The sequence below is a fragment of the Bernardetia sp. ABR2-2B genome, assembly GCF_037126435.1.
GTDB lineage: Bacteria > Bacteroidota > Bacteroidia > Cytophagales > Bernardetiaceae > Bernardetia.
Window position 1 is genome coordinate 1,291,107 of record NZ_CP147020.1, and the last position, 26,101, is coordinate 1,317,207.

Below are 26,101 nucleotides of genomic sequence, written 5' to 3' on the forward strand. Positions count from 1 at the left end.
ACTGGCTTTTGATAGAAAATATTTCTTTATTCTATGTCTATGTCTTGTCATTTTTTAGATTGACCTTTAAACAAATTGGCTCGTTTTGTGTTCTACTAAGATATGATTTCAATCCAAAAGCAAATAGTTGTTTTTGTTATTTTAACTACATAAGAAATCATCATTTTTTTAACCTATTTTTTTATCAAACTTCATTATTATTTATGAAAAACATTCAAACAAAATTTCAATCTGTATTAATTTATACACTTATTTTAGCTATTGCTTCATTTACGCTTCCTTCTTGTGCTTCTTGGAGTAATGCAGGTAAAGGTGCAGCTATTGGTGGTGCAGCAGGTGGTACGATTGGTGGTGTAGCTTCTAAGAAGAATCCAGCAGCAGGAGTTATTATTGGTGCAGTAGTTGGTGGTGCAGCAGGTGCAGCCATTGGCGCATATATGGACAAACAAGCAAAAGATATTGAAGAAGAAGTAGAAGGTGCTAAAGTTGAGCGTATAGAAGAAGGCATTGATGTTACTTTTGATTCGGGTATTTTATTTGGTTTTGATAAATCTGATTTGAACAGTAACGCAAAAGAAAACATCGCAAAGTTAGGTAGAATATTAAATGAATATCCTGATACTCGTCTTACTATTCAAGGACATACAGATAATAAAGGTGATGACAATTACAATAGACAACTTTCTGCTAAGAGAGCTGATGCAGTTCGTGATTACTTGATTGCAAATGGCGTAAAAGGAGGTAGATTAAGCACTACTGCTTATGGAGAATCTGCTCCTGTTGCAACTAATGAAACAGAAGCAGGAAGAGCGCAAAACCGTCGTGTTGAAGTTGTTATTGTAGCAAATAATGAATTGAAACGTAAAGCTGAAAAAGGAGAATTAGACAACTAATTTCCTTTATTTCATTGAAAGTAAAAACACTATTTTATCAATATAATTTTTGATAGAGTGGTGTTTTTTTATGTCTAATGAGTTATTAAAATATTATTTTATCTTAATATTTGTATTTATTATCAAAATTTTTAACAAAATTAATTATACTTAAACTTTGATAGTTGCAATTTTAATAAAGTAAAGACTACATTTGATTTCAAATCAATTTACAATTTAACCCAATTTATTTACATGTTACGTATCAATTCAAACTTTGTGTCTTTTGCTTTATTTTTTATTTCAATGTTTATTTGCTCATCTTCTTTCGGACAGTTAGATAAAGGGACTTTCATAATAAATGAAAGCTTTACTTTTGATACTGATAATACTGAATATAATATAGATGATTACTCCTCCGACAATAAAAGCATAAGATATAATTCAACGACTTTATTTGGTTATGTATTCAAAGAAAATCAAGAAGTAGGAATACTATTATCTTTAGAAATGCAAAAGCATCTACGTGAAACGAGTTTTCAAGATAATACGACAAAGGAAGAGCGTATTACCAAAGGCTATGGAATAGGAGTTTATTATAAAAAGTATATACGTATAATGGAAAAACTTTCGTTTTTTGTATCTCCTCAATTAGACTATTTAAAAAGGAATTCAAAGACAGAAGACGAACGCTCTAATCCACAAATAAGTGAATCTAATTCACATAAATTAGGTGCAAATATTTATACAGGACTTTTGTATCATCCTACCAAACGATTTGGGTTAAGTATGAACTTAATTGGAACAGGTATCAATTATTATTCGACTAGAGAAGCAAATAGGAAAGACAATTCACTTAACACATATAGCATTGCTAGTCCTAATTTAGGAATACAATTTATGTTTTAAGAAAAATTATTAAAAAAGAAAAAACCATTCTATCAATTATTTTGAATAGAATGGTTTTTTGATTTTGAGTATTTTTAAAACAATGCTAGTCTAAAAAAGTAGGTTAAAATTTTATTTTTAGTCTGTGTTTTCTATTTGGAGATAATTTTTTCTAGCTAAAATTTTCCCTGTATAATTTCTTTCTATACTTTTTGCAATTCCTATTTCTTTTTTGTCTTTGGTATAATAATGTATTTCTGTAAATTGTGCAGCCCAAGCAAGGGCAAAAAGAAAGGGTTTGGTGTTTTCATAGGATTTAGAAGCTAGTTCTTGTTTTATAATTTCTCCGTTCTTCAAATGAAGATTCAAACATAAATCTGTTTGTTTGAAAGAAAAATCTAAGTTTTTTTTCTTGATATATTCTATTTTTTGTATTTCGTAATAGGAATAAAATTTATCGTTTTGTAATTCAATTCCTGTTTCTAATACTTTTACAGTATTTTTATAAACTCTTAAAAATTTTCTAATCAACTTACTTTCTTCTAATTTTTCAATAACAGTAAATAAAACAATACCAGACATAGGAACAGCTAAAAAAACTAAACCTCCAATCCAATTATTTATATTTATACTCAATGTAAACAGAACAACTGGAATGATAAAAAGTAAGTACAAAAAATTAATATTACTATTTCCAATTTCAAAAATTAATTTGTCATCACTATTCTTTCCTCTTACTTTCTTTTTAGCTCTTAAAGTTGGAATAGGAGTAGGGACAAATCCCAATGTTTCTCTCTGATTGCAATGCTGTGTGTCCATATACTCCCAGCTTTCCTTCAAAAAAACAGACTGACAAGCACTACAAAAAATAACCTCATCATTTGATTTTATTGTATCGCCTGTAACGGAATCTTGTCTTCCTATGATGTGGGAGTGATTCTTTGGGTTTAATTTGTGGGTGTTGTAGTTCATGTATCTTTTTTAATAAAAAGGTATTTTATCAGTTAAAATTATATTTCCTTCGTATTTTCTTATCTCTTCTTTCAAAAACTGATGTTCTTTTACATCCTCCAAATAAAAAATGACTTCTGTAAACTTTGAAGCTTTCATTAAACTATCCAAAAACTCAACATTATGAGAATAGTTGATTTTTAAATCTAAATCGATTTCTTTTAAGTTATTGTGTAAATAAATTCGAATTTTATTAGAGGTGTTTGAATTAGATAAAAATGGAATAAATTTCTTATTTGCTTTATAAATTATGCTAGTGATTTCTTTCCATTTATAAACCTGACCAAATAAAACCAATTTATCTTCATAAATCTGAATCATTTTTGTAGTAGTATTCTGCTTTTTTAGCTTTACAATTATGACAGACATTGCAACTACAAATCCTACTTCTAAGATACTTAAAATAGTTATTATAATTCTTAACTCTTTTGTTCCTATTTTTAAATTGAATAACTCAGATATACAAAATCCAAAAAAAATAAGACTAAAAATGATAAGGTAAGATAATATGAATAAAGTTTTACGCACCTTTCTATGTTTAGCAATCTCAAAAAGTAAAGCATTTCTTTTTCTAGCCTTAATTATTTCGTCTTGAACAGGAACAAACTTAAGCGTTTCACTCTGATTGCAATGTTCTTTGTTCATATACTCCCAACTTTCCTTCAAAAAAACAGACTGACAAGCACTACAAAAAACAACCTCATCATTTGATTTTATTGTATCGCCTGTAACGGAATCTTGTCTTCCTATTATGTGGGAGTGATTTTGAGAGTTTAATTTGTGGGTGTTGTAGTTCATTAGTTATACTTAATTAAGAGTGATTTTGTCAAAACTACGTTTCCTGTAGATTCTTTTTTCTTCTCTTCTATAAATTTATATTCCTTCTCATCATTAGTACAAAAAGTAACTTTCGTAAGCTCAGAAACCTGTATTAAATTTTCTAGAAAGTCTATATTATCAGGATAACGGTTTGTTGATTCTAGTGAAAAGTGTCGCTCTAAGTCATTTACATGGATACGAATATTATTAATATAATCTCTTTGATAAGGATTTCCTTTAAGGTTGCTCTCTGATTTATAAACTACATATTCTACTTCCGTCCATTTGTATCTCGTTTTATAGAGTGCAAACCCATTTTTTTGTAACTCAAGCCACGCATTTTTCTTCATTGACTTTCTCTGTATGTTTAACAAAAATATCAAAGTGCCAAAAAACATTTCAAACCCTAGCATAACTAGCACCAAATCTAAATCCCAATTTTTTAAAAGCTCATTAACCATAAAACTACCAAAGAAAACACACAAGCAAGAAAGCATAAACATTATACCTATAATATTAAGTGTTTGCTCGGCTGGAAATGGAATGCGAAGAAAGGAATCCTCTTTCTTTTTAGCCTTAATTTCTTTTGCTTGAACAGGAACAAACCCCAATGTTTCTCTCTGATTGCAATGCTGTGTGTCCATATACTTCCAGCTTTCCACCAAAAAAACAGACTGACAAGCACTACAAAAAACAACTTCATCATTTGCTTTTATTGTATCGCCTGTAATAGAATCTTGCCTTCCTATGATGTGGGAGTGATTCTTTGGGTTTAATTTGTGGCTGTTGTAGTTCATTGAAAGAAAAATAATGAGATTTTTGAAGTTTGAAATCAAATATAGTTTGAATATTTGTTTTCACGTTAAAATCAAATAAAAGATTTCTAAATCCTGTTTTTTATAGCGAAATTTGCAAAAAACGCATAAAATACCAGCAAATGAAAACCTGTATTCTAAAAACAACCTTGATACTTTTCAGTATCTTTTTTTTTACTCAAAATAATGTCTATTCTCAGTTTATTGAAGTCTTAGATGCTTCTACTTTGCAGCCTTTAGAGGGTGTTTCTATTTATAATAAAGAACAACAATCTGTCATTACTAACTTTCGTGGCAAAGCCAACTTGAATATTTTTGCTCCTACTGATACACTTTATCTTCGTTATTATGGCTATAACAATAAAAAAATAGCTAAAACTGATGCAGCAGGAATAATTCTCATTTCTGAAAAAATATTTGAAACCGAGCAAGTTGTAGTTTCGGCAAACAAATGGGAGCAAGACAAAAAAGAAATTCCGAACGAGATTGTAAAAGTTTCTCAAAAAGAAATTGCTTTTCAAAACCCTCAAACTTCAGCAGATTTATTAGCTCAAACAGGACAAGTCTATGTTCAGAAAAGCCAAATGGGTGGAGGAAGTCCGATGTTTAGAGGTTTCAATGCCAATTCAGTTCTGATTGTCGTTGATGGTGTTCGAATGAATAATGCCATTTATCGCTCTGGAAATCTTCAAAATATTATTAGTCTTGATGCAAGTGCAATGGAAGAGGTAGAAGTCATCTTTGGTCCAGGTTCAGTCATGTATGGAAGTGATGCACTTGGTGGCGTAATGGATTTTCATACTAAAAAGGCTCGTTTTGCGACAGAAGAAAACCTACTTTTCGGTGGAAGTGGTTTTGTGCGTTATGGCTCTGCCAACGGAGAAAAAACAGGAAATCTAACACTCAATATTGCAGGAAGAAAGTTAGCTAGTCTTACAACCTTTACTTTTACAGATTTTGATGACTTGCGTGTTGGAGGCATTCGTCTTGATGGAGAAGCTTATCAAAACTGGGGAAAAAGATTAGAGTACGTAGAAAGAATAAACGGAAAAGATAGCGTCGTTCGTAATTCAAATCCTCTTATTCAAAAACAATCTGGTTATTCGCAATGGAATTTAATGCAAAAACTGACCTATCAAATTTCAGATGATTTACAAGCAGAATATGCTTTTCATTACACTTCTTCGTCTGACATTCCTCGTTACGACCGTTTGATACAGAAGCGTGATGGCAAATTGCGTTTTGCAGAGTGGTATTATGGTCGTCAGTTTTGGATGATGAATTATGGAAAATTAACTTGGTATGCAAAAAAGAAAGCCTTTGATGCAATGCGTGTACTTGTTGCAAATCAGCAAGTAGAAGAATCTCGCCACAACCGTCGTTTTGGTAATGACTGGCTAGGTTCTCGCACCGAAAATGTTAGTATGACTTCTTTTAATATTGATTTTGATAAAGACTTGAAAGACGATAAAAAACATCAAATTTTCTACGGAATTGATTTTAATTATAATGATGTAAATTCTTCAGCAACACAAAAAAATATTGTCAATAATGAAGAACGTCCGTTAGATACTCGCTACCCAGATGGAGGAAGTACGATGGCAATGGCAGCTATTTATTTCAATTATAAATGGAATTTTTCAGAGAAAATGACAGCAACAGCAGGTGCACGTTATACACAGATTTGGACAAGCGCAAAGTTTGATAATAAAGAGTTTTTCGACTTTCCTTTTGATGAAGCAAATGTAAATACAGGCGCATTGAATGGAAGTGTGGGGCTTACTTATCGCCCTGCTGATTCTTGGCAACTTAATGCAAATATTTCCTCTGGCTTTCGTGCGCCAAACGTAGATGACTTAGGAAAAGTATTTGATTCTCAACCGGGGTCTGTGGTTGTTCCTAATCCAAATCTTTCACCAGCTTACACGTATAATGCTGAAATTGGAGTTTCAAAGACATTTTTGGAGCGTGTCAGAGTTTCTGCAACAGGATATTATACCATATTAAACGATGCTATGGTTTTACGTCCTTCTACATTCAATGGACAAGATTCTATTGTTTATGATGGTCTTCTTAGTGGTGTAGTTTCTTATCAAAATACAGATATTGGTTATATTTATGGTCTTAGTTCGCAGATTGAAGCATCAATTACAGACAAATTCAAATTCAAAACTACCTTTAATTATGTTTATGGATTTGATGATAAAGCTGAAATACGCCTTCCAGATACGCCTCCTTCTTTTGGTTTGGTTTCACTAAAATATCAATATAAGCGTTTCAAAGTAGAAGGATTTGTAAATTATCAATTCAAAAGTGTTGATTTTGATAAAATGTCGCCAGAAGACCAAGGAGATACTATTTTCTATCCTGAAAATTTTATTCCTTCGTGGTGGACTTTGAATCTTCGTTCTAGTTATCAAATCAATAAAACATTTAGTGCCAATCTAAGTGGAGAAAATATTTTAGATAAATACTATCAATCGTATGGTTCTGGAATTGGTGGTGCAGGAAGAAATTTTGTTTTAGCTTTGAGAGCTAATTTTTAATTTGATTTTAATGATTTCTGGTTCAAGTGTCGCCGCTTGAACCAGTTTTTATAAAAAAAGTGATTTATCTTAAAAATCTTCAAATGGCAAAAAAAATAATCATATTTCTCGTAGCAATTCTCTGCAATATTCAATTAGCTACTGCACAAACAAAAGTAGAAAAAAAACTTAATTCAGATAGTTTAGCAAACTATGTTCAGAATATAATCAAAACTCACAACATGGTAGGCGTTCAAGTTGCTGTTACTTCTTCTACCGAAACAATAAATTTGGGAGCTTTTGGACTAAGAAGATTAGAAGGCGATTCTTTGAAAGTTTCTGATAAAATGCACTTGGGTTCTTGTGGAAAAGCAATGACAGGATATTTAGCAGGAATTTTGGTAAAAAAGAAAGTTTTGAGATGGGATTCTACATTAGAAGAAGTTTTTCCAGAACTAGTCAAAACAATGAATAAAAAGTTTAGAAAAGTTACTTTTAGTGAACTTCTTTCTCATCAGAGCAAACTACCTCCTTTTTTTACAGATGAAGAATGGAAAACATTAAGCCGTTTTACAGAAGAAAACCCTCAAAAAAGAAGATACAGTTTTACAAAATGGGTGCTTTCTCAAAAACCAATACCTTTTAAGAGAGAAGATAGAAAAGCAGGTTTTAGATATTCAAATGCAGGTTATGGCGTGGCAGCAGCAATGATAGAAAAAATGGCAAACAAAGAGTGGGAAAAATTGATGCAAGAACAAGTTTTTTTACCTTTGCAAATGAATGTTACTTTTGGCTGGGCTGCTAGAGAAGATATACAACAACCTTGGGGACATACTTTTGATGAAGAAAAAAATGTACTAATTCCTCATAACCCGAATTCTGAATATCAAATGGATTCAATTTTATCCCCTGCTGGTAATATGAGTATGTCTATTATAGATTATACAAAATTTATTCAGAAGAATTTATTAGGCTTAAACGGTTTGGATAAAGAACATAACAAAGAATTTTATGAATATCTGCATTATTTTAATATTGAGAATTCTGAGTATTCGATAGGTTGGTATTCTATACATCAATCTGATGAAAACAATCCGTTTGATGACATGGTAAGTACGCACTCGGGAAGTGCAGATACATTTTTTTGTATTAATTTTGTACTCCCAAAACATAACATTGCCATCTTAGTAATTGCTAATTCGGCAAACGAAGAAACTCAAACAGGACTAAAGAAAATTAGAAATTATCTTTTGCGTAATTACGTAGAAATGAAATAAATAAAACTATTGCTTTTAAATTATATGATATATTTAAGATATGCTATTGGAGGGCTAATTGTTTTCACATTAATTTTTACAATTGGTATTAATATTATCACTCATGATTCTGCTGCATTTGAGACGGCAGAAAAGTATATAAACTCTAGCAAATTGATTGAAGAAAAATTAAATACTCCTCCACCTTATAGAACAAGTTTATCAAACACCAGTTCCTCAATGAGCTTCAAAGAAAACTCAAGAGAGAATAGGACTTATGAGATACATGTTGGAAGAGGTAAAAATAAAGTTTTTGTAGAAATCAAATTATATAAAAATGGCAAAGTATGGGTGGTTGATGAAATGATTTTTTTATAAAAATTGTAAATCTCAAATGCTTATAACATACAAATTAAAAATAAAAAAAAATGCAAAATTACCATACACTCTTAAAAACAATTTTAGAAGAAGGCGCAGACAAATCTGACCGAACAGGAACAGGAACACGTTCTATTTTTGGCTATCAAATGCGCTTTAATCTTCAAAAAGGTTTTCCTCTTCTTACAACAAAAAAAGTCCACTTTAAAAGTATTGTTCACGAGCTAATTTGGTTTTTGAAAGGAGATACAAATATTAAATATTTGAAAGATAATGGCGTTTCGATTTGGGACGAATGGGCAGATGAAAACGGAAATCTAGGAAGAGTTTATGGCGCACAATGGAGAAATTTTGGAGGAATTGACCAAATAAATGACCTTCTCAATTCTTTAAAAAACAATCCAGATTCTCGTCGTATGATTGTTTCGGCTTGGAATCCTGTCGATGTGCCGAATATGGCTTTACCTCCTTGTCATACGCTTTGGCAATGTTATGTAGCTGATGGAAAACTGTCTTTGCAACTTTATCAACGCAGCGCAGATGTATTTTTGGGTTTGCCTTTTAATATTGCTTCGTATGCGCTCCTTACACACATGTTGGCACAAGTAAGTGGCTTAGAAGTAGGCGATTTGATTATGACTTTGGGAGATGCACATTTATACAATAATCATTTTGAACAAGCAAATCTACAACTAACAAGAGAAGAAAAAGAACTTCCCACTTTAGAACTCAACAAAGAAGTAACTTCTATTTTTGATTTTAAATATGAAGATATTGTCGTCAAAAATTATAATCCACATCCTGCTATAAAAGCTCCTGTGGCTGTTTAAATTCAGAACTAGTAGTTTTACATTTAATCTACTCTCAAAATTACTTTTGTAGTTTTTAGGGTAGATTTTTTATCAAAATTCATATTCAAAAAGAAGTACTTTATTGAAAAAAAAGTATTTTTTCTGAATTGCTTTATATGCAATTATCAGAAGTTCATTTGTGGGAAAATGAGAATAGATTTGAGTTTGTGCAAAAAATAAAATCTATCTACCTGAAATAAGAAAATTAGAATTTCCTTCTGCAATCATTTTTTTTACATAATAAAGGGTATTTTCCTCACCACTTTCTATACGTACAGGTACATTATGAGAGATAGATAAGGTATTAAGGGCAGAAATAAGAGTGCTAGGATTATTAAAAAGATTACTATGTATCTTGAATTTTAATTTTTTTGGTCTTCCTTGTTCTTCATAATATACTTGACAATAACTATTGGATGAAAGATTATCTCTTTCATGAAATATAATTTCTTCTATGTCTTTTGCTAATAGTACACTCTCTCTGAGTCCATATTTACTAGCAAAACCAATCTCCTTTTTAGTGATATAAAATGTATTGTTTTTGAAATGTTGATAGGTAGATTCTACTTTATTTCCATAGTACCAGTCATGTAACCAAATAATTCCTTCTAATATAAAAGGAATAGAAATTAATGGAAAAAAAGAACTATTTGATTTTATAACAACCAATATATAAAAAGGTATAAAAGCTATAATTTTACCAAATCTCATAAAAGGATTGTGCAAGAAGTTTTGATAAGGAGATATATTCTGAGATTTCTTGAGCCAAGGTTCTTTTTTTACTTGTCTTGGGATATTTTTTTGAGATTTTCCTTTTTTAGGTAGAGAAGTATAGAATAATATCTCATCTTCTAATTTTAAAAATATTGCTTTCTCAATAGGAAAATCTATCAACGTTTCAGATTGTTCACAATGCCTATTTCCTAGATACTCCCATGTATCACTTAAAAAAACTGATTTACAATCTGCACAGAAAACTACCTCATCACCTTCTGAAATAGAATCACCTGTAATGGGATCTTTTCGGTTTTGAGCTAGGAAGTTATGGTGTTTTTGTGAAGTGGAATCTATTCTATGAATGTGCATCTAATGATATAATTGCGTCGCTATTTTTAATAATTTATTGAAGTTGTTTAAGAATGGGGTTTAGGTGTGTTTGTTGGTGTCGCTTCGCTAAAACACCAACAAAGGCAATGTTATTTTTCCTTAGAACTGGGTTTGCAACTCAATTCTAAGGAAAAATGAGTATTCTTAAACAGCTTCATTGTTTTTATTTGAATTTGCAAAAAAATAAAATTGTAGTTTTCTAATCAAAATTCCATTCTGAATCTAAATCATTTCCACATACTTGACATTCAAAAATATGTTCTTTAATTAGGTTGATAGTTTGACAGTTTGTGCAAAATCTAAAATCAAAGTCGACTGTGAAATAATTTGGATATTCTATTTCTAGTTTGCTTAAAACTTCATTTACAAATTTCCAAGATTCAGGTTTTGGGCAGTAACCTGTTGATTGATTACTTATTTCGCTTATTGAAATTTTATCTTTCCCCTCAATTAGAAATGAAATTTCCCCTGCTGAAATAACATTTTTTCCACCTGCACATTGCACGTGTTCAGAATGCCTATCATTAATTAAAAGTTCATGATTTTCATTAATGATAAATGTTGCAATTACACTATCGTTGATTAATTCTTGAGCTGTTTTTTTAATCCAATTTAGTATATCTTCACTTTTTGAAATTTTATAGCCAGTAAATTTTAAATCAACAGAATCAAATACTTCTTGAGAACCAACATAAGAATAAAGCTGAATATTTTCTTTTTTGTTGTTATTCATTTTCTCTCTCTATTTTTAAAGTAACAGATGTCGCAAATTGCACATTTGGAACAATATCATATCTGTATACATAGTCACTACAATCTAAAGAATTAATATTGAAATAGAAATTTGTATTTTTATTCAATTTTTTTATTTTGAATGTTTGAGTATCAATTACTAGTTGACCAGTAAAATCTTTAGAATAAATATTTGCTATAAAATATCTATTATCAGGTAAAAAAAAACCACCTTTAAAATAATTTATTGTTCTGTTTGTATAATCACTATATCCAAATTGTCCATTTAAAAGCTGTATGGTTGTGTCTTTATTTTTATAATAAAGACCTATCTCATTATGTATTATTGCAGTTGTAATTATACTATTCAAATCAAAGCTATTGTATTGAAAATCAGCCTTAAAATTATCATAGTTTACAAAAATACTATCTTCATTTATACCTTCTAGTTTTAAATTACTATTTTTAAAATGTTCTGAAATTACTGTTTTACTTATCAAATCAATTTTTTTTAAAGCTAAATCTCCTTTTTCAGTTGCAAACTCGTAATAGATATGATTTTCATTTGCATCGAATATAAAGTTATTTATTAATTCTTCTTCTAAATCTATAAGGGAATTAAAAGTATTATCTATTACTGAATATTTATAGATACTAGATTTATTATTTTCACTGTAATTACTATCCCATATTCTATCTTGTCCAATAATAAAATAATCAGAATTCTTACTCCATTGCATTTGTGATATATTAAAACGCTTTGATTTTCTATATTCATCAACAAGGTGTAAATTAACATCTTCCAAATTGAAGAGTATAGTTCCTTTACTATCTATAAGAGTGAGTTTATTTGTGGAATCATCAAAAAGTAAAGCAAATTTACTATTGGGGGATATATAGGCTTTGTCAAATTTACCTTTCCATATAGGACTTATAGAATAGTCTAGTTTTCCATCTTCAGCAAAATACAAAGAGCTATCGACTTTAAAATAAAAAGGTTTAGAAGATGTAAACTCAAAATTATCAAACTCAGTTCTTTCTATAATAGGCTTTATTACTTCTTTCTTGTTAGTGAAAATGTCTGAATATCTAAAGAATAAAATGAGTAGAAATATGATTAAAACGGAGGAGAATACAATGAATAGATTTTTTTTCTGCTTTGTCATATAATTAGTCTATTTTAAATTAATAATATTCTTATGAAGAATTATATTTTTTTAGAAGGGACAAGAAGAACCTCATCCCTACAAACAAAACGGCAATTGCAATTAACTGGTTACTACTTACTGATGACTGCTAACTGTAAAGCTCACTTTTATCAATTTCAGTAATCTCTTCTTTAAAGATAATTCCATGATTTTCTAGTTCTGCCAAAACAGGTTCATAAATTTCTCTATGAATTGGAATCTGAACGCCTTTTAAATGTAAATTCCCAGTTAAATATAACTTTGCTGCAATCGCTAAAGGAAGCCCAACAGTTTTTGCCATTGCTGTATGTTTGCTGTCATCTCCAAAAACGACAAGCGAAGAAGTAAGTTCTTTTGCTTTATTTTGATAGGTATATTTAATTCTGTGTTGCATCAAAATCATATCTTTGTCTTGTGGGTCTAACGTCCATTTTTCCTCTAAAAGATGTTGCAAGATTTGAGCAGGAGAAGCATTTGGAAGTGTTATTTTTTTATCTTCAAAGAAGCCTAAATATTCCCACTTTTTGAGTTCTGCATCACAAAAATTATACTTTTCTTTTAGTTTTTTTTCTAAGGATAAAAAAGGGTCATATTTGAAAAACATATTAGCAAACTGTCTGTAAGTCAGTTTATCCGAATGTTCAATTTTATAAGAATCATCTGTCATTCCTAATTGAATAAATGTATCCCAAGATTTGCAAAAACCATCTCTTCGAATCGTTCCTCTAAGCATTGTCGGAATATCATCTAGTCCATACGTAGAGCGATATTGCAATGAATCTCTATTTGGATAACCTTCAAATTTATAGTTCTCATCATCTTTATTTATTTGAGCAAATTCTTTTGATTCTATTGGCTCACAATAAGAAAACAAACGATGATAAGGTGCATATTTATACTGATGATTCTGAATAAATTTTGCTGTCCCTTGTCCTGCCAAAACGACATTTCTAGGATTCCAAGTAAATTTATAATTCCAAGGATTATTGTCAGATTGAGGTGCTAAAAGTCCACCAGTAAAGGAACGAAAAGCCGTAATTTCTGCTTTTTCAGTTTCCGAACTATTATGCAAACGGATTCTATCCAAAACTTGCATTGCCGAAAGGTGGTCAATCCCAGGGTCAAGACCAATTTCGTTGAGCAGTAAAAGTCCTTTTTGTTTTGCTTCTCCGTCTAGCTCTTGCATTTGAGGAGAAACATAAGAAGCTGTAAAGATAGAAGTTGATTCTTGTACACAAACTTCTGCCACAGGGGCGTGTAAAAATGCAGGTAAAAGTGAAATAACTAAGCCTGCTCTTTGTGCTATTTTTCTACACGCTTCTACATCTGAAACATCAAACTGAAAAGCTGTTGCGTTTTGGTGGTTTTTTATTTTTTCTTGAGCTAATGAAATATCTAAATCTCCTACTTCAATTTGCCAATCATTCTCTATACTATGTTTTAATAAATAGCCGATGAGGGCATAGGATGAGCGTCCTGCGCCAAGTATTACTACGTTTTTCATTGTTTGTTGTGTGTGTTGTTGTGTGTTATTTGATTTGAAGCTGTTTTAAGAATCCGTTTTTTTTGGTGTTACTTTGCTAGTTTAAGTAACTGTACAAAATTAAATATAAGTAATGACTGATTAGCGAGTGATTTGGCTTCGCCGAGCTATCAGTTTTATGATTACTATGATAATTACAGGATAATACAAAATCGTATAATAAAATAATAAATTATATTTGAAATTGCATTTATCTTCATTTTATCTTAAAAATCATATAAATCATTTACCAATAAGTTACGGTATTTTAGTTATAACTCATTTACTTACAGTTCTTAAAAAGCTTCTATATTTATTCCTCTTTGTCTAAATCTCTTTGACGTATTTTTTTTCCTACCAAAACACTCAAGCCTAAGACTAGAGCAAGTAGAAGAGCAATACCATTAATTCCATATTTTTCCCATTTTATTTCATTTTTACTTCTCAAGGTATTGCTTTCTTCATTAATTCTATCATAAAATGAACCCAAATCAGCATTTCCAATAGAAGCATTTTTTCTACTTTCTCCTGTTACCTTTAGTTTAATTTTTGAGGAAAGCGTGTCATAATCTTCCTTTTTAGTATTGAAAAATATATAACTAAAATAGTCTTTCATTTCATAAGTACCTGGTTCGTTTGGTATGATATAATAATTGAAATCTTTTTTTCCATAAACAGCATTATTATTTCGTCTTAGCATTTCGGAAATTGTAGGTTCATAAAAATCAAAATTCCCTGTTTTTGGAAGGTTTGGTTTTTCTATAACAGACAGATTTCCCTCTCCTTCAATTCTGAATTGATACTGTACGCTTTCTCCTGTTTTTAAATCTTTACTTGCTATTTGCTCTTTCAAAATATAATTTCCTACTGGAACTTGGTCTTTGAGTGGGTGAGGAGGCAACGCTTTGACAGTCAATGAAACAGGTTCGCTGTAATACGTCTTTATATTTTCTTTCATTTGATTAAAAATACTCTGTGAATTGACAGCAACATCATATTTTACCATTTTGAAAGGAATAGCAGGAATAGATATTTCTTGAGGACTTAATGAATAAAAAACAGCTTGATAAACCTTATACTGTCGATATTCTTTACCTCTTATCTTGACCATTTCTGGAACAGGTTGAATGATATTAAAATTTTCTTCAAGCGCATTTTTTGGTCTAATTTGCTTCAATATTTCTGCTTTTTGCTCTCCTAATTCATAGAAATTAAGTGTTGCACGATTCGAAACAGCTACATAAAAAGACATCGTAAGCGTAAACCCTTCACCAACATAAGGGTTTTGTTTGTTTGTTGTGATGGCAAAAAAAGCATCATCTTTTACCGAAATATATTCTGTATTTTCCGTTTTTCCCCAAAAACTATCAAACGGATTTGTAGTCTTTGACCTACCTTTTACATCAATACTTGCACCTGCATGACGCACTTTTTCACCATTAACAGTCATATCAAAAGGACGTAAAAAGTATGTTCCCTGCCTAGAGGCTCTGTAACGTTGCGTAACTGCCTGTGTTTTGGAAACCTGTCCATTTACAAAATTTATCGACTGAGAAGTATATATTTCAGCCTTATCCATTCCACTTATTTTAGGAAAATCAGAGTATTTTTTCAGCTCACCATCCTTTACCGTTACCGTAACTTCAAAGTCTTCATTCAAGCCAATGGTCGTAGTTCCTACTTGCAGCGTTATTTCTTGACAAAAAGCTACTTGAGGGATTATAATTCCTATGAAAATTATAAACCAAATTATTTTTAAATTCAATCTATTTATCATCAATTTATTCATTTTTATTTTATTTATGATGAAGTTATTATGTATTTGCTTAGTGTTTTTTCGCTAAAATACTAAGTAAAAGCTATGTTATTTTTTAAGATTATGAAAGTCTTGATTACAAATAACTCTTTTTTTTGTGTAAAAAGAAAGTCAGTAGATTTAGAATTTAGAAATATTATAATCTATAAAAAAGCACTTATCAGAAAAAATCTAATAAGTGCTTTCTCAAAATTATTTTCTTATTCTTGTTTTATTTTAACGTATTCCTAAGTTTTGGTGCATTTCCAAAATGAAATAGCGAACAACAGCACGAATAGCATCTTTTTGAGAGTTAGAAGAAACATTATGTTTTCTTAGAAAATCATCTGAAAAAGATTTATCTCTATTAAGTGCCATATAACCCGTACAGACTGCATTTTCTAACTTATTTGTATTTGGCTTACATATTACTCTGAAAAAATCTGTCTTACTTTGTTTCCAACCATAGGTTTGATATTTTGCTCCAAAAATAGTAACATTATATCCTTCTACATCTCCAGATTCACTTCCTTTTTTTACCATCTTTTCAACTTCCAAATTGGTGCTATATGCGTTATTAGACCTATTATTTTTTATAGATTTTATTTCCATCAAGAAACGGTCAGAATCGCCAAATCGTTTTACTTCATAAAAATACTGTGTACGAGTTTTGCTTACTTCTATGATTCCCGTAAACCAACTATCACTATTTCCCTTTAAGCCAACTGCCCATTCTCTACCTTCAGGAGCAAGCCAAGAATATCTTGGAACAGTTTTGTTAAGTTCTTCAATTTGTTTGATAGTAGGAGAGTCCCCATAAATATCTTCCAAAACTTTTACTTTTGCACGTTTCAAGAGAGCATTTTTGCGTGGCTCTTGTTTGGTAGGTTTTCTTGACCAACGACTTTTAGCAACTGGTTCTGGGTCAAGGTCATTGCGCCTAGATAAGTTTTCTATAAATTTTCTACCTTCTTCCAAATTATAAAAAGTAGTATTTTCCAAGCGTCCTTTTTCATATTCATACACTAAATCCTCCTGTACAAGTCCTTTTATATCTAAGCGTTTTTGAATAAGACTGTCCAAATAAGGCTTTGCTAATGGCTCAAAAAACTTATCTTTTTCCAATGCATTCTTAAAGCTGTAAAGCTCTGAAGGTGTATCTGCTTTACCAAAAATATCATCTACTTGCTCTAAAAGAGTTTGCTTGTATTTCTCAACGTTTGTAGGTGTCAGAAATTCTATATTTTCAGGTGTTGTGATAGCATCTTTTACAGCTACTAAAGGACGAATATCTCCTTGATAATGCTGATAATATTTAGGCATTTCTAAAGGAATATCAATAAACATTGGACGTTCTTTTGTAAGTTTTCCAAGTCCTGTAAGGGTTTCTAATTGATTTGCAATTTCTTTATACTCATCAATAGCATTATCCATATATGGAAACTGTTCTTCACTAAAGTTTTTGTTTTTGAGGGCATATAATTTACGAAAAGCAATAACATGGTCTTTTCCTTCTTGTACGAGAGCTGCTAAATAAGTAGCCTTCAATTGATGTTCTTTGTTAGCATATTTTGCCACAACAAAGTTGCGAAGTAGTTTTTCAGTCTCTTCTTTTACATTTTGTGGGTTTTCGGCTTGATGAACTAGATAATTAGCATATTCTAATTTAGCAAGTTCGCTTCCTTCCTCTGCAAAACGCTTCATTACTTGATGTGCTTTGTCTTTTTGATAAGCAAAAGCCATATCCTCTATAAAATCACTACGACGGTTTCTAAAAAACTGCCATTTTGCTTTCAGGTAATTTACATTTTGGCTATATCTTACGCTATCAGTAACTGCAGCTTTGTCCAAAAACTTCATTCCTGTTACATAATCAATCTCAAATTCTAAGAAATAACGTGCTAATAAAAACTGACTTTCTGCACTTGCTTCTGTTTTCGTTGCTTCTTTATAGGTATCAAAAATATCCATAAGATAAAGGTCTGTATTGTCTTGGTAATACATGTGCAAATCCATACTATCTGCTACGATATTCAGCCACTTTCTAGCTGCCTCTAAATCTCTAGGAATATCTTCACTTCCAGTCATATAAATTTCGAAAAGCTCTCTAGCTGCTGGGACTTTTTGAGCAGAACTCGCTGCCATAGCTTCAGAATACCATTTTATAGCATTTTTGTAATCTCTGTATTCTCCACTCGTAAACATATCTCCCTTAAATGCATTTGCAATTTTGAGCATAGCAGTAGAGTTACCCTCTTTTGCTTGTTTCTTATATACTTTATAGGTGTCTTTAGAGATAGTTTGGGGAACAGAGCCACAGCTTACCATCAAAAAAGATAGCAGAAGAACTGAGAAGAAGAGTAGTAAGGGAGTGGTATATTTTTTTATATTTTTCATGAGAACTAGAATAATAATTTTTATGGATAGGAAAAAATGAGATGAAAGAAGAATAAAATTCAACTAAAAAAGTAGATAAAATTAATTTTAGAGTGCTAATTTAAGGGTTTTAGTAGAAAAAGATACATATTTTCTTAAATTTATTCTAAATCAATTTATACAAGAGTTTAAAAAATAAAAGTTGGCTTCGCATTTGTTTTATTATGACATATAATAGATTTTATATTTCTATAACTTTTCAAATTCAGTTTTGTTATTTTGAGTAACAAGCATTTAATTCAAACAAAAAATATCATGAAAAAAACAACTTTATTTATTGCCCTCTTTTTCTGTTTTTCTGCTATAAGTGGTTTTACTTTTTTTTCCAAAAATGAAGTAAAAGACAAACAAGAAACAGCACAAACAATAAAGAAACCTAAGATCGAATGGCTTACTTTTGAAGAAGCGATGAAAAAATCAGCAGAAGATAAAAAACCCGTTTTTATAGATGTCTATACAGATTGGTGTGGCTGGTGCAAAAAAATGGATAAAAACACATTTCAAACGCAAGAAGTGGTAGAATATGTGGCTCAAAATTATCACGCCGTAAAATTAGATGCTGAAAGTGAAGATGCAACTTCATTTGACGGACAAAAACTAACGTACAGGCAGCTCTCTGGAGGAGTATTTAAGATTACAGGTTATCCTTCTATTGTTTTGATAAATAGTAAAAAAGAGGTGGCTGTTGCTCCTGGTTATAGAGAAAAAGATGACTTTATAGATATGCTAAAGAAGTTTAAAGAAGATAGAAAATAGTATTTATATGAACGCCAAAATCTGAATAGTTTTCTACTAAAGCTGCTAAATAACTATGAGTGTAATTTAGAAAACTGCTTTTTTTTGATTAATTTGGCATATCTGATTGTTAAATTTTCTTGTAATTTAATTTTTATTTGTACAGATGTATGAAAAAAATAACATCCCTTTATTTGTCTAGTTTTTTGGTTATTCTAATTTCCTGTTTATCTATTAATTTTCTTCTTGCTCAAGATAACATTAAAGACAATACCAAGAGAGAATTAGTGATAAAAGGTGTTTATCATGGAACAAACTTATATATCCAAAACTCATCTACTTCGGATACAGAATATTGTGTAAAAGAAATATATGTTAATAATAAAGTAGTGAAATTCCCTGCCACTACAGCTTTTGATATTAATATGTCTTTTCTAAAGATTAATGATGAAGTGGTAGTTAAAATCATTCATACAGGAAGCTGCACTCCAAAAATTCTTAATCCACAAGCTATTAAAGACAGGCTTCCTTTTCGTTTTTCGTCTATCAACGTAGATATGAATACAATGATTTGGGTAACAAGGGGAGAGAAAAAATTTGGTCAATTCTTTATTCAAATCAAAAATAACCGTACTTGGATAGTTGAGAAGGTAATCAGTTGCAAGGGAAGCGCACAACAAAATGTATATACACTGCCTCTTACACATCGTGGAGGAGAAAATATTTATAGAATAAAATACTTAGACGTAACAGGGAAATATTATTATTCTCCTGAAATTAAGTTTGTATCTGAGGGCGAACAACAAATCAGCTTTTATCCAAAAAGTGTAACAAGTCGTATCACTTTTTCTCGTTCGACTAATTATCAAATCTTAGATAATAACGGAAAGTTAGTTTTACAAGGGGATGGACTTACAGTAGATTGCTCAAACTTGAGTTTGGGAGCTTATTATTTACTTTTTGAAGGACAAGAAGAGCGTTTTTTTAAAAAATAAATCAAAAAATTATAGCACAGAGAGTCCAACTTCGATAGTTTTTATTAACTCTTCTTTGTCTGGATTTGTCTTTCCAACTACTTTTAATCCACTATAAAACATAAATAAAAAAGAAGCCGTAGATTCTATGTTTTTTTGAGGATTTATTTCTCCATTCTCAACTCCTTTTTTAAGATATTCTATAAAAAAACCTTCAAACTCCTTCTTATTCTGTATAGCCATTTCTAATATATTCTCATTATTGGGAATGAGTTCGCTCATACAATTGATAACAAAACAGCCTTTCTCTTGCACACTTTTTTCTCCCATGATAGCAAGTAAAAACAGATTTTTCAAACCTTCTTTTATAGAAGGTTGATTACTTAGAAATGTTTGTACAGCTTCTTTACTCTGGTTTCTATAACTCTCTAATGCCTTATTGAATAGTTCTTCCTTTCCTCCAAAAGTATCATAAAGACTAGCTCTATTTATCTTCAAATGATTGACCAAATCTTGAATAGAAGTAGCGTGAAAGCCTTGTTGCCAAAATAAATTTGTTGCTTTACTTAATATTTCTTGTTCTTCAAACTGTTTTTTTCGTGCCATAATTATACTCAATTAATATATTTCCTTTTACATAAACCTTATAACCTTCTACAAAAAAAGTTCCTATAGTATTAGTATAGGAACGTCAAATCAATTCAAAAGTTTTTATCTACCAAAAAGTAATTCTTCACTTCAAAATGTATTTTTATTTTGTTTTGATACTACTCAATAGCTTCAAGTTTTGTGGATTTCGATAATCATATTGATACAAACCGTCTTTTCCTATCAACATCAAGATATTTTGATGAGCAATTACATCATATCCATGTATTGATTCATCCGAAGCCATTTCTTCCACATTTGATGGGTCAGTAACATTAAAAGCCTTCAAACCAGCATCTCCATCACATACAAAAAGTGTTTTACTTGTATAATTAGAAGCTACTCCCAAACCATGTGGATTTGTCATGGCTTGTGTATTGATTAAAGAAGGGTTTGATAAATCAGAAATATCTATTAGATGCAGTTCGTTTACGCCATCTCTACAATTTGTACCATTTCTAAGTGTTACATAAGCCGTAGTTTCAGAAACTACCACAGGGTCGCAGCTCGTAATATGCTCATAAGTAGAAACAAATCTAGGCTGATTAGGCTCATATAAATCATAAATATGCATTCCTCGTTGCGACCCAATAAATAAATTAGTTCCATAAGGAAAAAGTGTTTCTATTCCCCAGCCTAATTCTATTTCACTTTTCATTTGTGGAGACGTAGGATTAAGAATAGAATATGACTTTAGATTATCTCCATTTAATGTATAAAGATGATTTTGAGTAATGGCAAAACGAGCCATCGAACCTGCAACTCCTGAATTTGCCCCTTGACGAGCTTGTTCTTGATAGGCTATATACTCATCATCATTACAATTATAGTTAGTTACGACTTCTGTTTGTTTCCAATCTACTACAATTCCATAATTAGGGTCTGCATAGCCGTTATTTCCAAAAATTTGATTTGAGAATGTGTTTTCTACTCTTTCAATAAGTTGAGGATTTGTAACTGTATTAATATCGATAACCAACAAATCGGTATAGCTATCAGCGTATAAAGTATTTCCAGAAATGGCTATATCTACATTTCCAGCAATCGTTAGAAAACCAACTTGAAGTGGTGAAGCAGGATTTGAATTATCAATAATATGAACACCTTCATTTATTTCATTGATAAATAAGTAATCATTATAAAAATATATTTTACCTACTTCTTCTAAAGAACGAGGAGTTTTCAGCTCTACTGGAATACTTCTAAATTCGTCATAACTCATAAAGATAGGCTCATAGGAAATATAAGAGTAGTTACAATCATCTTGCTCACAACTAGATAAGAAAATGATGGAAAAGATAGATAAAAAAAAGAGCAGACTAGATAAACTAGACAAAGTAAATTTGCGATACATAACTTTAAAGGGAAATTATAAAAGATGAATGAATGATAGTGTGTGTTTAATTATTTTTTTAAAAACTTATAAGGGTAAAAGAAAATTTATTGAAAAATCCTTTCTGTTTGTCTATACGCAGAACTTCTTAAAAATGCTGCACTAGTAAAGTAGATTAATTAAAATAATCGTCGCCAAAATCAGAATTTATATGTTAAGAAATAATAATAATAAACTAAAAGCAAACTTTATTTTGGAACGATCGTTCTAAAACTATCTTTCAAATCAAAATTTGTTTTATCATTCAATCAAATTCAAAAAACATGAGCAATTCATTAACAGGAAAAATCGCAGTCATTACAGGTGGAAATAGTGGGATTGGCTATGCCACAGCAGAAGAGTTTTTAAAACAAGGTGCAAAAGTAATTATTACAGGTAGGAATACTGAAAAAGTAGAAAAAGCTGCCAAAGAATTAGGTGCAGAAGGTATTGTAGCTGACCAAGCAAACCTTTCTCATCTTGATTCTTTAGTAGAGAAAGTAAAAAAAGCTCACGGTAAAATAGATATTTTGTTTGTCAATGCAGGTGTATTTTTTCCAACTCCTTTGGGACAGATTTCAGAAGAATTATATGAAACGCAAATGAATATTAATCTAAAAGGTGCAATTTTTACACTTCAAAAGTTTTTACCAATTCTTAATGAAGGTGCATCTGTTATTAATCTCTCTTCAATAAATGCTTATACAGGTTCGGCAGGAACGGCAATTTATGCTGCTACAAAAGCAGCTCTAAATTCTTTTACAAGAACAGCAGCAGCAGAACTAGCTTCTAAAAATATTCGTGTTAATGCTGTAAACCCAGGGCTTACAGAAACTCCAATTTTTGAAAAAGTAGGAATGAGTGATGAGCAAGTTGAAGGTTTTAAGGCTTCTATGGTATCCAATATTCCTCTTAAAAGAATTGGTACTTCAGAAGGAGTTGCTAAATTAGTTACCTTTTTAGCTTCTGATGATGCTTCTTATATTACAGGTTCAGAATATACTATTGATGGTGGAATGACACTTATTGGTGCATAAAGTTTTGAAGGTATTTGTTTGATATAAACAAACAAATACCTTTTTTTTGAGAAATTACCATCTATCAGAATACAAAACTTCTCCATTCTGATTGTAATAATAAACAATTACTTTTCCATTTTTTAGATAATCCAAACGAGCAAAACCATAATTAGAATACGCAAAAAAAACTTTTTTATCTTTTCTATAATTTTTATTGATAAATGTTTTCTTCGAACCTGCTCCACTATTTATTTGTCGCCAAACTTTTTTTGGACTTTTTTCATTGAATTTATGATATTGAAGCGTATGTTCGTGTCCACAAACGTAAACCAAACTTGGATGTTTCTCAAAAATTGAAGAAAGGTTTTTCTTCAAATCTTGATATCTAGGATTCGAAATATCTTGTTCTGAAAAACCTGCTTTTCGCATCAAAACATAAGCTGTCCCCAAAATAGGTAAAGGAATATATAATTTTTTATTAAAATCTACTAATGGAAAAAGGTGAGGTCGTAAGGGAAATTTACCTCCATGCGAACTTTCGCTCTCTAGTAGATGATGCGCTGCAACAATTATTTTTTTATTTTTATTTGCCATAATTAGACTATCCAAACGAGTATAAATTTCTTGATTTGTTTCTAATTCACAATCAGAAGATTTATTTTTTTGGATTAAATATTGTGTATCTAGGCAAATCAAAATTATACTATCTGATAAATCAAGAACGGTTGGTGTGCTACAACTATTTTTAGGAAGATACTTATAACCTTTGTCTGTAATATAACCTTGCTCTTCACTTACAAAATCAGCTCTTTTATCTTCTCCCCAATCGTGATTTCCTGCTACAAAAATCACATTTTCTTTTTGATGATTTTCTACAATTTTAAGTTGTGAATCAATATGCTTTTCGGCTTCTTTCCTTTCTGCAATCAGTTTTTTATTTCCTTTTATTTCTTCCTTCGGAATCAAACCATACGGATAAATATTATCTCCCAAAAAAATCAAAGTAGCAGAAGGATTTTTAGCCAATTCTTTTTTCAGAGATAAAAAAATAGGCGTAAGCGAATCACTATTTCCTGCATCTCCTAGCAAAAAAACAGTTTTATCAATTTCTTTTTTGCTGTAATCAATAGAAAAATTAGAAAGAGGCGATAACTGAGAAACACTTTTACAGGAAAAAATAAAATTACATAGAAAGAAGAAAAATAGAAGGGAAAAAAGACGCTTTAGAAGAAGTATCATTTTTTTGATTTGAGACTTAGAAAATAGAATAGTGAAATCTACGTATTTTGATTTTGTTTTAAAATTCTTTTGGGCAAAAAGTTTTAATTTCAAAATTTAGTTAAGAATTTAATCGAAAAGCATACAATACATTTGCTTTTTGTCAAAAAAATAGGAATATTGTTTATATAATCGTAATCACGACTTAAAAATAACCCACAACAAAAAATAAATTATTGCATTATGGAAGAAATTTGGAAACAGCATTATCCAAAAGGAGTACGAAAGGACATTAACCCAGACCAATATAGTTCATTGATAGAGTTGATTGAAGAGAGTATAGAAAAATATGGAGATAAAACTGCCTATGTTCATATGGGTGTTGAGATGACTTTCAAACAAATTGGTAATTATTCAGCTAATTTTGCAGCTTTTTTACAAAATGAAACGAACCTAAAAAAAGGAGATAGAATTGCGATACAGATGCCAAACGTAATGCAATATCCCATTGCTCTTTTTGGTGCTATTCGTGCTGGTTTGGTCGTCGTAAATACGAATCCACTTTATACAGTTCGTGAAATGGAACACCAATTTACAGACGCTGATGTAAAAGCTGTGGTAGTATTAGCAAACTTTGCTGATAGCATAGAAAAAGTATTGCCTCACACAAATATTGAAACTGTTATTGTTACAGAAGTGGGAGATATGATGGGAATGTTTAAGCGTTCCCTTACCAATTTCGTTGTGAAACGTGTCAAAAAAATGGTTCCTTCTTACAGTCTTCCTCGTGCAATTCCTTTCCGTTATGTACTTGCAAAAGGCAGAAAATATCCATTTACACCTGTAAAAGTAGAAAGTTCAGACAACGCATTTATTCAATATACAGGAGGAACAACAGGGGTAGCAAAAGGTGCAGAACTGACACACAGAAACGTAATTGCAAATGCCGAGCAGATAAAAGAATGGATGAAACCACTTGCTAGAGAAGGGCAAGAAGTAGTTTTGACTCCTTTGCCGATGTATCATATTTTCTCTTTAACTGTAAATACGTTTATTTTCTTTGCCTATGGTTGTAGTAATGTTCTGATTACCAATCCTAGAGATTTACCAGCTCTCATTAAAGAAATGGCAAGTAATAAAATTACGATAATGACAGGCGTAAATACGCTTTTCAATGGACTTGCAAACCATCCAGACATAAATACAGTAGATTTTACACGCCTAAAAATTGCTGTTGCTGGTGCGACTGCCGTACAAAGTGCTGTTGCCAAAAAATGGAAAGAAGTTACAGGAAATTCATTAGTTGAAGGCTTCGGACTTACAGAATGTTCGCCTGTGGTAAGTTGTAATCCTGTTGTTGGAGATGTACAAATCGGAACAATCGGAATGCCACTTCCAAGTACGGAAATCAAACTTATTGATGATGATGGAAATGATGTAGAAGGATTTAATAATCCAGGTGAGCTTTGCGTGAAAGGACCTCAAGTAATGAAAGGATATTGGCAAAGAGCTGATGAAACTTCTAATTGTTTGGGAGCAGATGGATGGCTCAAAACAGGCGATGTAGCTATTTTACAAGAAGATGGTTTCCTTAAAATTGTTGATAGAAAGAAAGACATGATTTTGGTTTCTGGCTTTAATGTCTATCCAAATGATGTAGAAGATACAATTGCAATGTATCCAAAGGTAATGGAAGTAGCAGCCATCGGAATTGATGATGCAAAATCAGGAGAGGCTGTAAAAGTATTTATTGTCAAAAAAGATGAATCATTGACAGTAGATGAAATAAAGAAATACTGTAAAGAAAACATGACAGGTTATAAAGTTCCAAAACATTATGAGTTTAGAGAAGAACTTCCAAAGTCAAATGTAGGAAAAATATTGCGCCGTGTATTGAAAGATGCAGAAAAAGAAAAAATGGCAAATGTTTAGTTTTTTCTC

General features: G+C 30.9%; 22 protein-coding genes. 10 read left to right on the forward strand and 12 right to left on the reverse strand.

The features are described from left to right. Positions 1-203 precede the first annotated feature (203 nt). On the forward strand, positions 204-893 hold the full coding sequence (locus tag WAF17_RS05370) for an OmpA family protein (protein WP_338767209.1): 690 nt from the start codon (positions 204-206) through the stop codon (positions 891-893). A 234-nt stretch (positions 894-1,127) separates the two neighbouring features. After that, the gene (locus WAF17_RS05375; RefSeq protein ID WP_338767212.1) at positions 1,128-1,781 is read left to right on the forward strand and encodes a hypothetical protein; all 654 of its coding nucleotides are present in this window, start codon (positions 1,128-1,130) and stop codon (positions 1,779-1,781) included. 117 nt (positions 1,782-1,898) lie between these two features. Here WAF17_RS05375 and WAF17_RS05380 read toward each other — a convergent pair whose 3' ends face one another. From WAF17_RS05380 to WAF17_RS05390, 3 genes are read right to left on the reverse strand one after another with little or no spacing between them, the layout of a single operon-like run. Continuing rightward, on the reverse strand, positions 1,899-2,732 hold the full coding sequence (locus tag WAF17_RS05380) for a hypothetical protein (RefSeq protein WP_338767215.1): 834 nt from the start codon (positions 2,730-2,732) through the stop codon (positions 1,899-1,901). Between the two features lie 9 nt (positions 2,733-2,741). Then, the gene (locus WAF17_RS05385) at positions 2,742-3,569 is read right to left on the reverse strand and encodes a hypothetical protein (RefSeq protein WP_338767218.1); all 828 of its coding nucleotides are present in this window, start codon (positions 3,567-3,569) and stop codon (positions 2,742-2,744) included. Then, positions 3,569-4,387 (reverse strand): hypothetical protein, encoded by an 819-nt coding sequence (locus WAF17_RS05390; RefSeq protein ID WP_338767221.1) that lies wholly within the window; start codon positions 4,385-4,387, stop codon positions 3,569-3,571. Before WAF17_RS05390 ends, WAF17_RS05385 begins: the two co-directional genes overlap by 1 nt. A gap of 140 nt (positions 4,388-4,527) precedes the next feature. Between WAF17_RS05390 and WAF17_RS05395 the strand changes: the two genes are divergently transcribed. The 4 genes from WAF17_RS05395 (at position 4,528) to WAF17_RS05410 (ending at position 9,394) form a co-directional block, all read left to right on the forward strand. Beyond that, positions 4,528-6,951, forward strand: coding sequence for a TonB-dependent receptor (locus tag WAF17_RS05395; RefSeq protein ID WP_338767224.1), 2,424 nt, complete (start codon positions 4,528-4,530; stop codon positions 6,949-6,951). A gap of 83 nt (positions 6,952-7,034) precedes the next feature. Further along, entirely contained in the window at positions 7,035-8,207 is a 1,173-nt protein-coding gene (locus tag WAF17_RS05400; protein WP_338767226.1) for a serine hydrolase domain-containing protein, read from the forward strand. Positions 8,208-8,231: 24 nt separating this feature from the next. After that, complete coding sequence (locus WAF17_RS05405) at positions 8,232-8,564, forward strand: hypothetical protein (protein ID WP_338767227.1); 333 nt, start codon at positions 8,232-8,234, stop codon at positions 8,562-8,564. A 50-nt stretch (positions 8,565-8,614) separates the two neighbouring features. Further along, on the forward strand, positions 8,615-9,394 hold the full coding sequence (locus WAF17_RS05410; RefSeq protein WP_338767229.1) for a thymidylate synthase: 780 nt from the start codon (positions 8,615-8,617) through the stop codon (positions 9,392-9,394). A 204-nt stretch (positions 9,395-9,598) separates the two neighbouring features. On the opposite strand, the gene WAF17_RS05415 is transcribed toward WAF17_RS05410, so the two are convergent. The 6 genes from WAF17_RS05415 to WAF17_RS05440 all read right to left on the reverse strand — a co-directional run bounded on the left by WAF17_RS05415 (position 9,599) and on the right by WAF17_RS05440 (position 18,155). Next, positions 9,599-10,501 carry a hypothetical protein gene (locus WAF17_RS05415; protein WP_338767231.1) on the reverse strand — a complete coding sequence of 301 codons (903 nt, stop codon included), beginning with the start codon at positions 10,499-10,501 and terminating at the stop codon, positions 9,599-9,601. Between the two features lie 220 nt (positions 10,502-10,721). Continuing rightward, positions 10,722-11,255 carry a hypothetical protein gene (locus WAF17_RS05420; RefSeq protein ID WP_338767234.1) on the reverse strand — a complete coding sequence of 178 codons (534 nt, stop codon included), beginning with the start codon at positions 11,253-11,255 and terminating at the stop codon, positions 10,722-10,724. Continuing rightward, positions 11,248-12,225 carry a hypothetical protein gene (locus WAF17_RS05425; protein ID WP_338767237.1) on the reverse strand — a complete coding sequence of 326 codons (978 nt, stop codon included), beginning with the start codon at positions 12,223-12,225 and terminating at the stop codon, positions 11,248-11,250. Before WAF17_RS05425 ends, WAF17_RS05420 begins: the two co-directional genes overlap by 8 nt. Before the next feature lie 325 nt (positions 12,226-12,550). After that, positions 12,551-13,945, reverse strand: a complete 1,395-nt coding sequence (locus WAF17_RS05430; protein WP_338767240.1) for a saccharopine dehydrogenase C-terminal domain-containing protein — start codon at positions 13,943-13,945, stop codon at positions 12,551-12,553. Between the two features lie 331 nt (positions 13,946-14,276). Further along, on the reverse strand, positions 14,277-15,752 hold the full coding sequence (locus WAF17_RS05435) for a BatD family protein (protein ID WP_338767243.1): 1,476 nt from the start codon (positions 15,750-15,752) through the stop codon (positions 14,277-14,279). 243 nt (positions 15,753-15,995) lie between these two features. Next, positions 15,996-18,155, reverse strand: a complete 2,160-nt coding sequence (locus WAF17_RS05440; RefSeq protein ID WP_338767245.1) for a hypothetical protein — start codon at positions 18,153-18,155, stop codon at positions 15,996-15,998. 294 nt (positions 18,156-18,449) lie between these two features. Here WAF17_RS05440 and WAF17_RS05445 point away from each other — a divergent pair, with 294 nt between their 5' ends. Together WAF17_RS05445 and WAF17_RS05450 are read left to right on the forward strand one after the other, a co-directional pair. Beyond that, positions 18,450-18,950 carry a thioredoxin family protein gene (locus tag WAF17_RS05445; RefSeq protein ID WP_338767248.1) on the forward strand — a complete coding sequence of 167 codons (501 nt, stop codon included), beginning with the start codon at positions 18,450-18,452 and terminating at the stop codon, positions 18,948-18,950. 149 nt (positions 18,951-19,099) lie between these two features. Further along, positions 19,100-19,924 carry a hypothetical protein gene (locus WAF17_RS05450; protein ID WP_338767250.1) on the forward strand — a complete coding sequence of 275 codons (825 nt, stop codon included), beginning with the start codon at positions 19,100-19,102 and terminating at the stop codon, positions 19,922-19,924. A gap of 9 nt (positions 19,925-19,933) precedes the next feature. On the opposite strand, the gene WAF17_RS05455 is transcribed toward WAF17_RS05450, so the two are convergent. Beyond that, entirely contained in the window at positions 19,934-20,509 is a 576-nt protein-coding gene (locus WAF17_RS05455) for a TetR/AcrR family transcriptional regulator (RefSeq protein WP_338767252.1), read from the reverse strand. Positions 20,510-20,654: 145 nt separating this feature from the next. Beyond that, positions 20,655-21,905, reverse strand: coding sequence for a hypothetical protein (locus WAF17_RS05460; RefSeq protein WP_338767254.1), 1,251 nt, complete (start codon positions 21,903-21,905; stop codon positions 20,655-20,657). Between the two features lie 302 nt (positions 21,906-22,207). Between WAF17_RS05460 and WAF17_RS05465 the strand changes: the two genes are divergently transcribed. Continuing rightward, positions 22,208-22,960 carry a glucose 1-dehydrogenase gene (locus WAF17_RS05465; protein ID WP_338767256.1) on the forward strand — a complete coding sequence of 251 codons (753 nt, stop codon included), beginning with the start codon at positions 22,208-22,210 and terminating at the stop codon, positions 22,958-22,960. 54 nt (positions 22,961-23,014) lie between these two features. Here the strand turns inward: WAF17_RS05465 and WAF17_RS05470 are convergent, their stop codons facing one another. After that, positions 23,015-24,181, reverse strand: coding sequence for a metallophosphoesterase (locus WAF17_RS05470; RefSeq protein WP_338767258.1), 1,167 nt, complete (start codon positions 24,179-24,181; stop codon positions 23,015-23,017). A gap of 222 nt (positions 24,182-24,403) precedes the next feature. Between WAF17_RS05470 and WAF17_RS05475 the strand changes: the two genes are divergently transcribed. Then, entirely contained in the window at positions 24,404-26,092 is a 1,689-nt protein-coding gene (locus WAF17_RS05475) for an AMP-binding protein (RefSeq protein ID WP_338767260.1), read from the forward strand. Positions 26,093-26,101 lie beyond the last annotated feature (9 nt).

Coding starts and splice junctions, on each gene's coding strand:
- WAF17_RS05470 (WP_338767258.1), bottom strand. CDS start 24,181: ATGATACTTCTTCTAAAGCGTCTTTTTTCCCTTCTATTTTTCTTCTTT.
- WAF17_RS05430 (WP_338767240.1), bottom strand. CDS start 13,945: ATGAAAAACGTAGTAATACTTGGCGCAGGACGCTCATCCTATGCCCTC.
- WAF17_RS05475 (WP_338767260.1), top strand. CDS start 24,404: ATGGAAGAAATTTGGAAACAGCATTATCCAAAAGGAGTACGAAAGGAC.
- WAF17_RS05415 (WP_338767231.1), bottom strand. CDS start 10,501: ATGCACATTCATAGAATAGATTCCACTTCACAAAAACACCATAACTTC.
- WAF17_RS05460 (WP_338767254.1), bottom strand. CDS start 21,905: ATGTATCGCAAATTTACTTTGTCTAGTTTATCTAGTCTGCTCTTTTTT.
- WAF17_RS05400 (WP_338767226.1), top strand. CDS start 7,035: ATGGCAAAAAAAATAATCATATTTCTCGTAGCAATTCTCTGCAATATT.
- WAF17_RS05445 (WP_338767248.1), top strand. CDS start 18,450: ATGAAAAAAACAACTTTATTTATTGCCCTCTTTTTCTGTTTTTCTGCT.
- WAF17_RS05455 (WP_338767252.1), bottom strand. CDS start 20,509: ATGGCACGAAAAAAACAGTTTGAAGAACAAGAAATATTAAGTAAAGCA.
- WAF17_RS05405 (WP_338767227.1), top strand. CDS start 8,232: ATGATATATTTAAGATATGCTATTGGAGGGCTAATTGTTTTCACATTA.
- WAF17_RS05380 (WP_338767215.1), bottom strand. CDS start 2,732: ATGAACTACAACACCCACAAATTAAACCCAAAGAATCACTCCCACATC.
- WAF17_RS05375 (WP_338767212.1), top strand. CDS start 1,128: ATGTTACGTATCAATTCAAACTTTGTGTCTTTTGCTTTATTTTTTATT.
- WAF17_RS05440 (WP_338767245.1), bottom strand. CDS start 18,155: ATGAAAAATATAAAAAAATATACCACTCCCTTACTACTCTTCTTCTCA.
- WAF17_RS05450 (WP_338767250.1), top strand. CDS start 19,100: ATGAAAAAAATAACATCCCTTTATTTGTCTAGTTTTTTGGTTATTCTA.
- WAF17_RS05385 (WP_338767218.1), bottom strand. CDS start 3,569: ATGAACTACAACACCCACAAATTAAACTCTCAAAATCACTCCCACATA.
- WAF17_RS05420 (WP_338767234.1), bottom strand. CDS start 11,255: ATGAATAACAACAAAAAAGAAAATATTCAGCTTTATTCTTATGTTGGT.
- WAF17_RS05410 (WP_338767229.1), top strand. CDS start 8,615: ATGCAAAATTACCATACACTCTTAAAAACAATTTTAGAAGAAGGCGCA.
- WAF17_RS05465 (WP_338767256.1), top strand. CDS start 22,208: ATGAGCAATTCATTAACAGGAAAAATCGCAGTCATTACAGGTGGAAAT.
- WAF17_RS05370 (WP_338767209.1), top strand. CDS start 204: ATGAAAAACATTCAAACAAAATTTCAATCTGTATTAATTTATACACTT.
- WAF17_RS05435 (WP_338767243.1), bottom strand. CDS start 15,752: ATGAATAAATTGATGATAAATAGATTGAATTTAAAAATAATTTGGTTT.
- WAF17_RS05390 (WP_338767221.1), bottom strand. CDS start 4,387: ATGAACTACAACAGCCACAAATTAAACCCAAAGAATCACTCCCACATC.
- WAF17_RS05395 (WP_338767224.1), top strand. CDS start 4,528: ATGAAAACCTGTATTCTAAAAACAACCTTGATACTTTTCAGTATCTTT.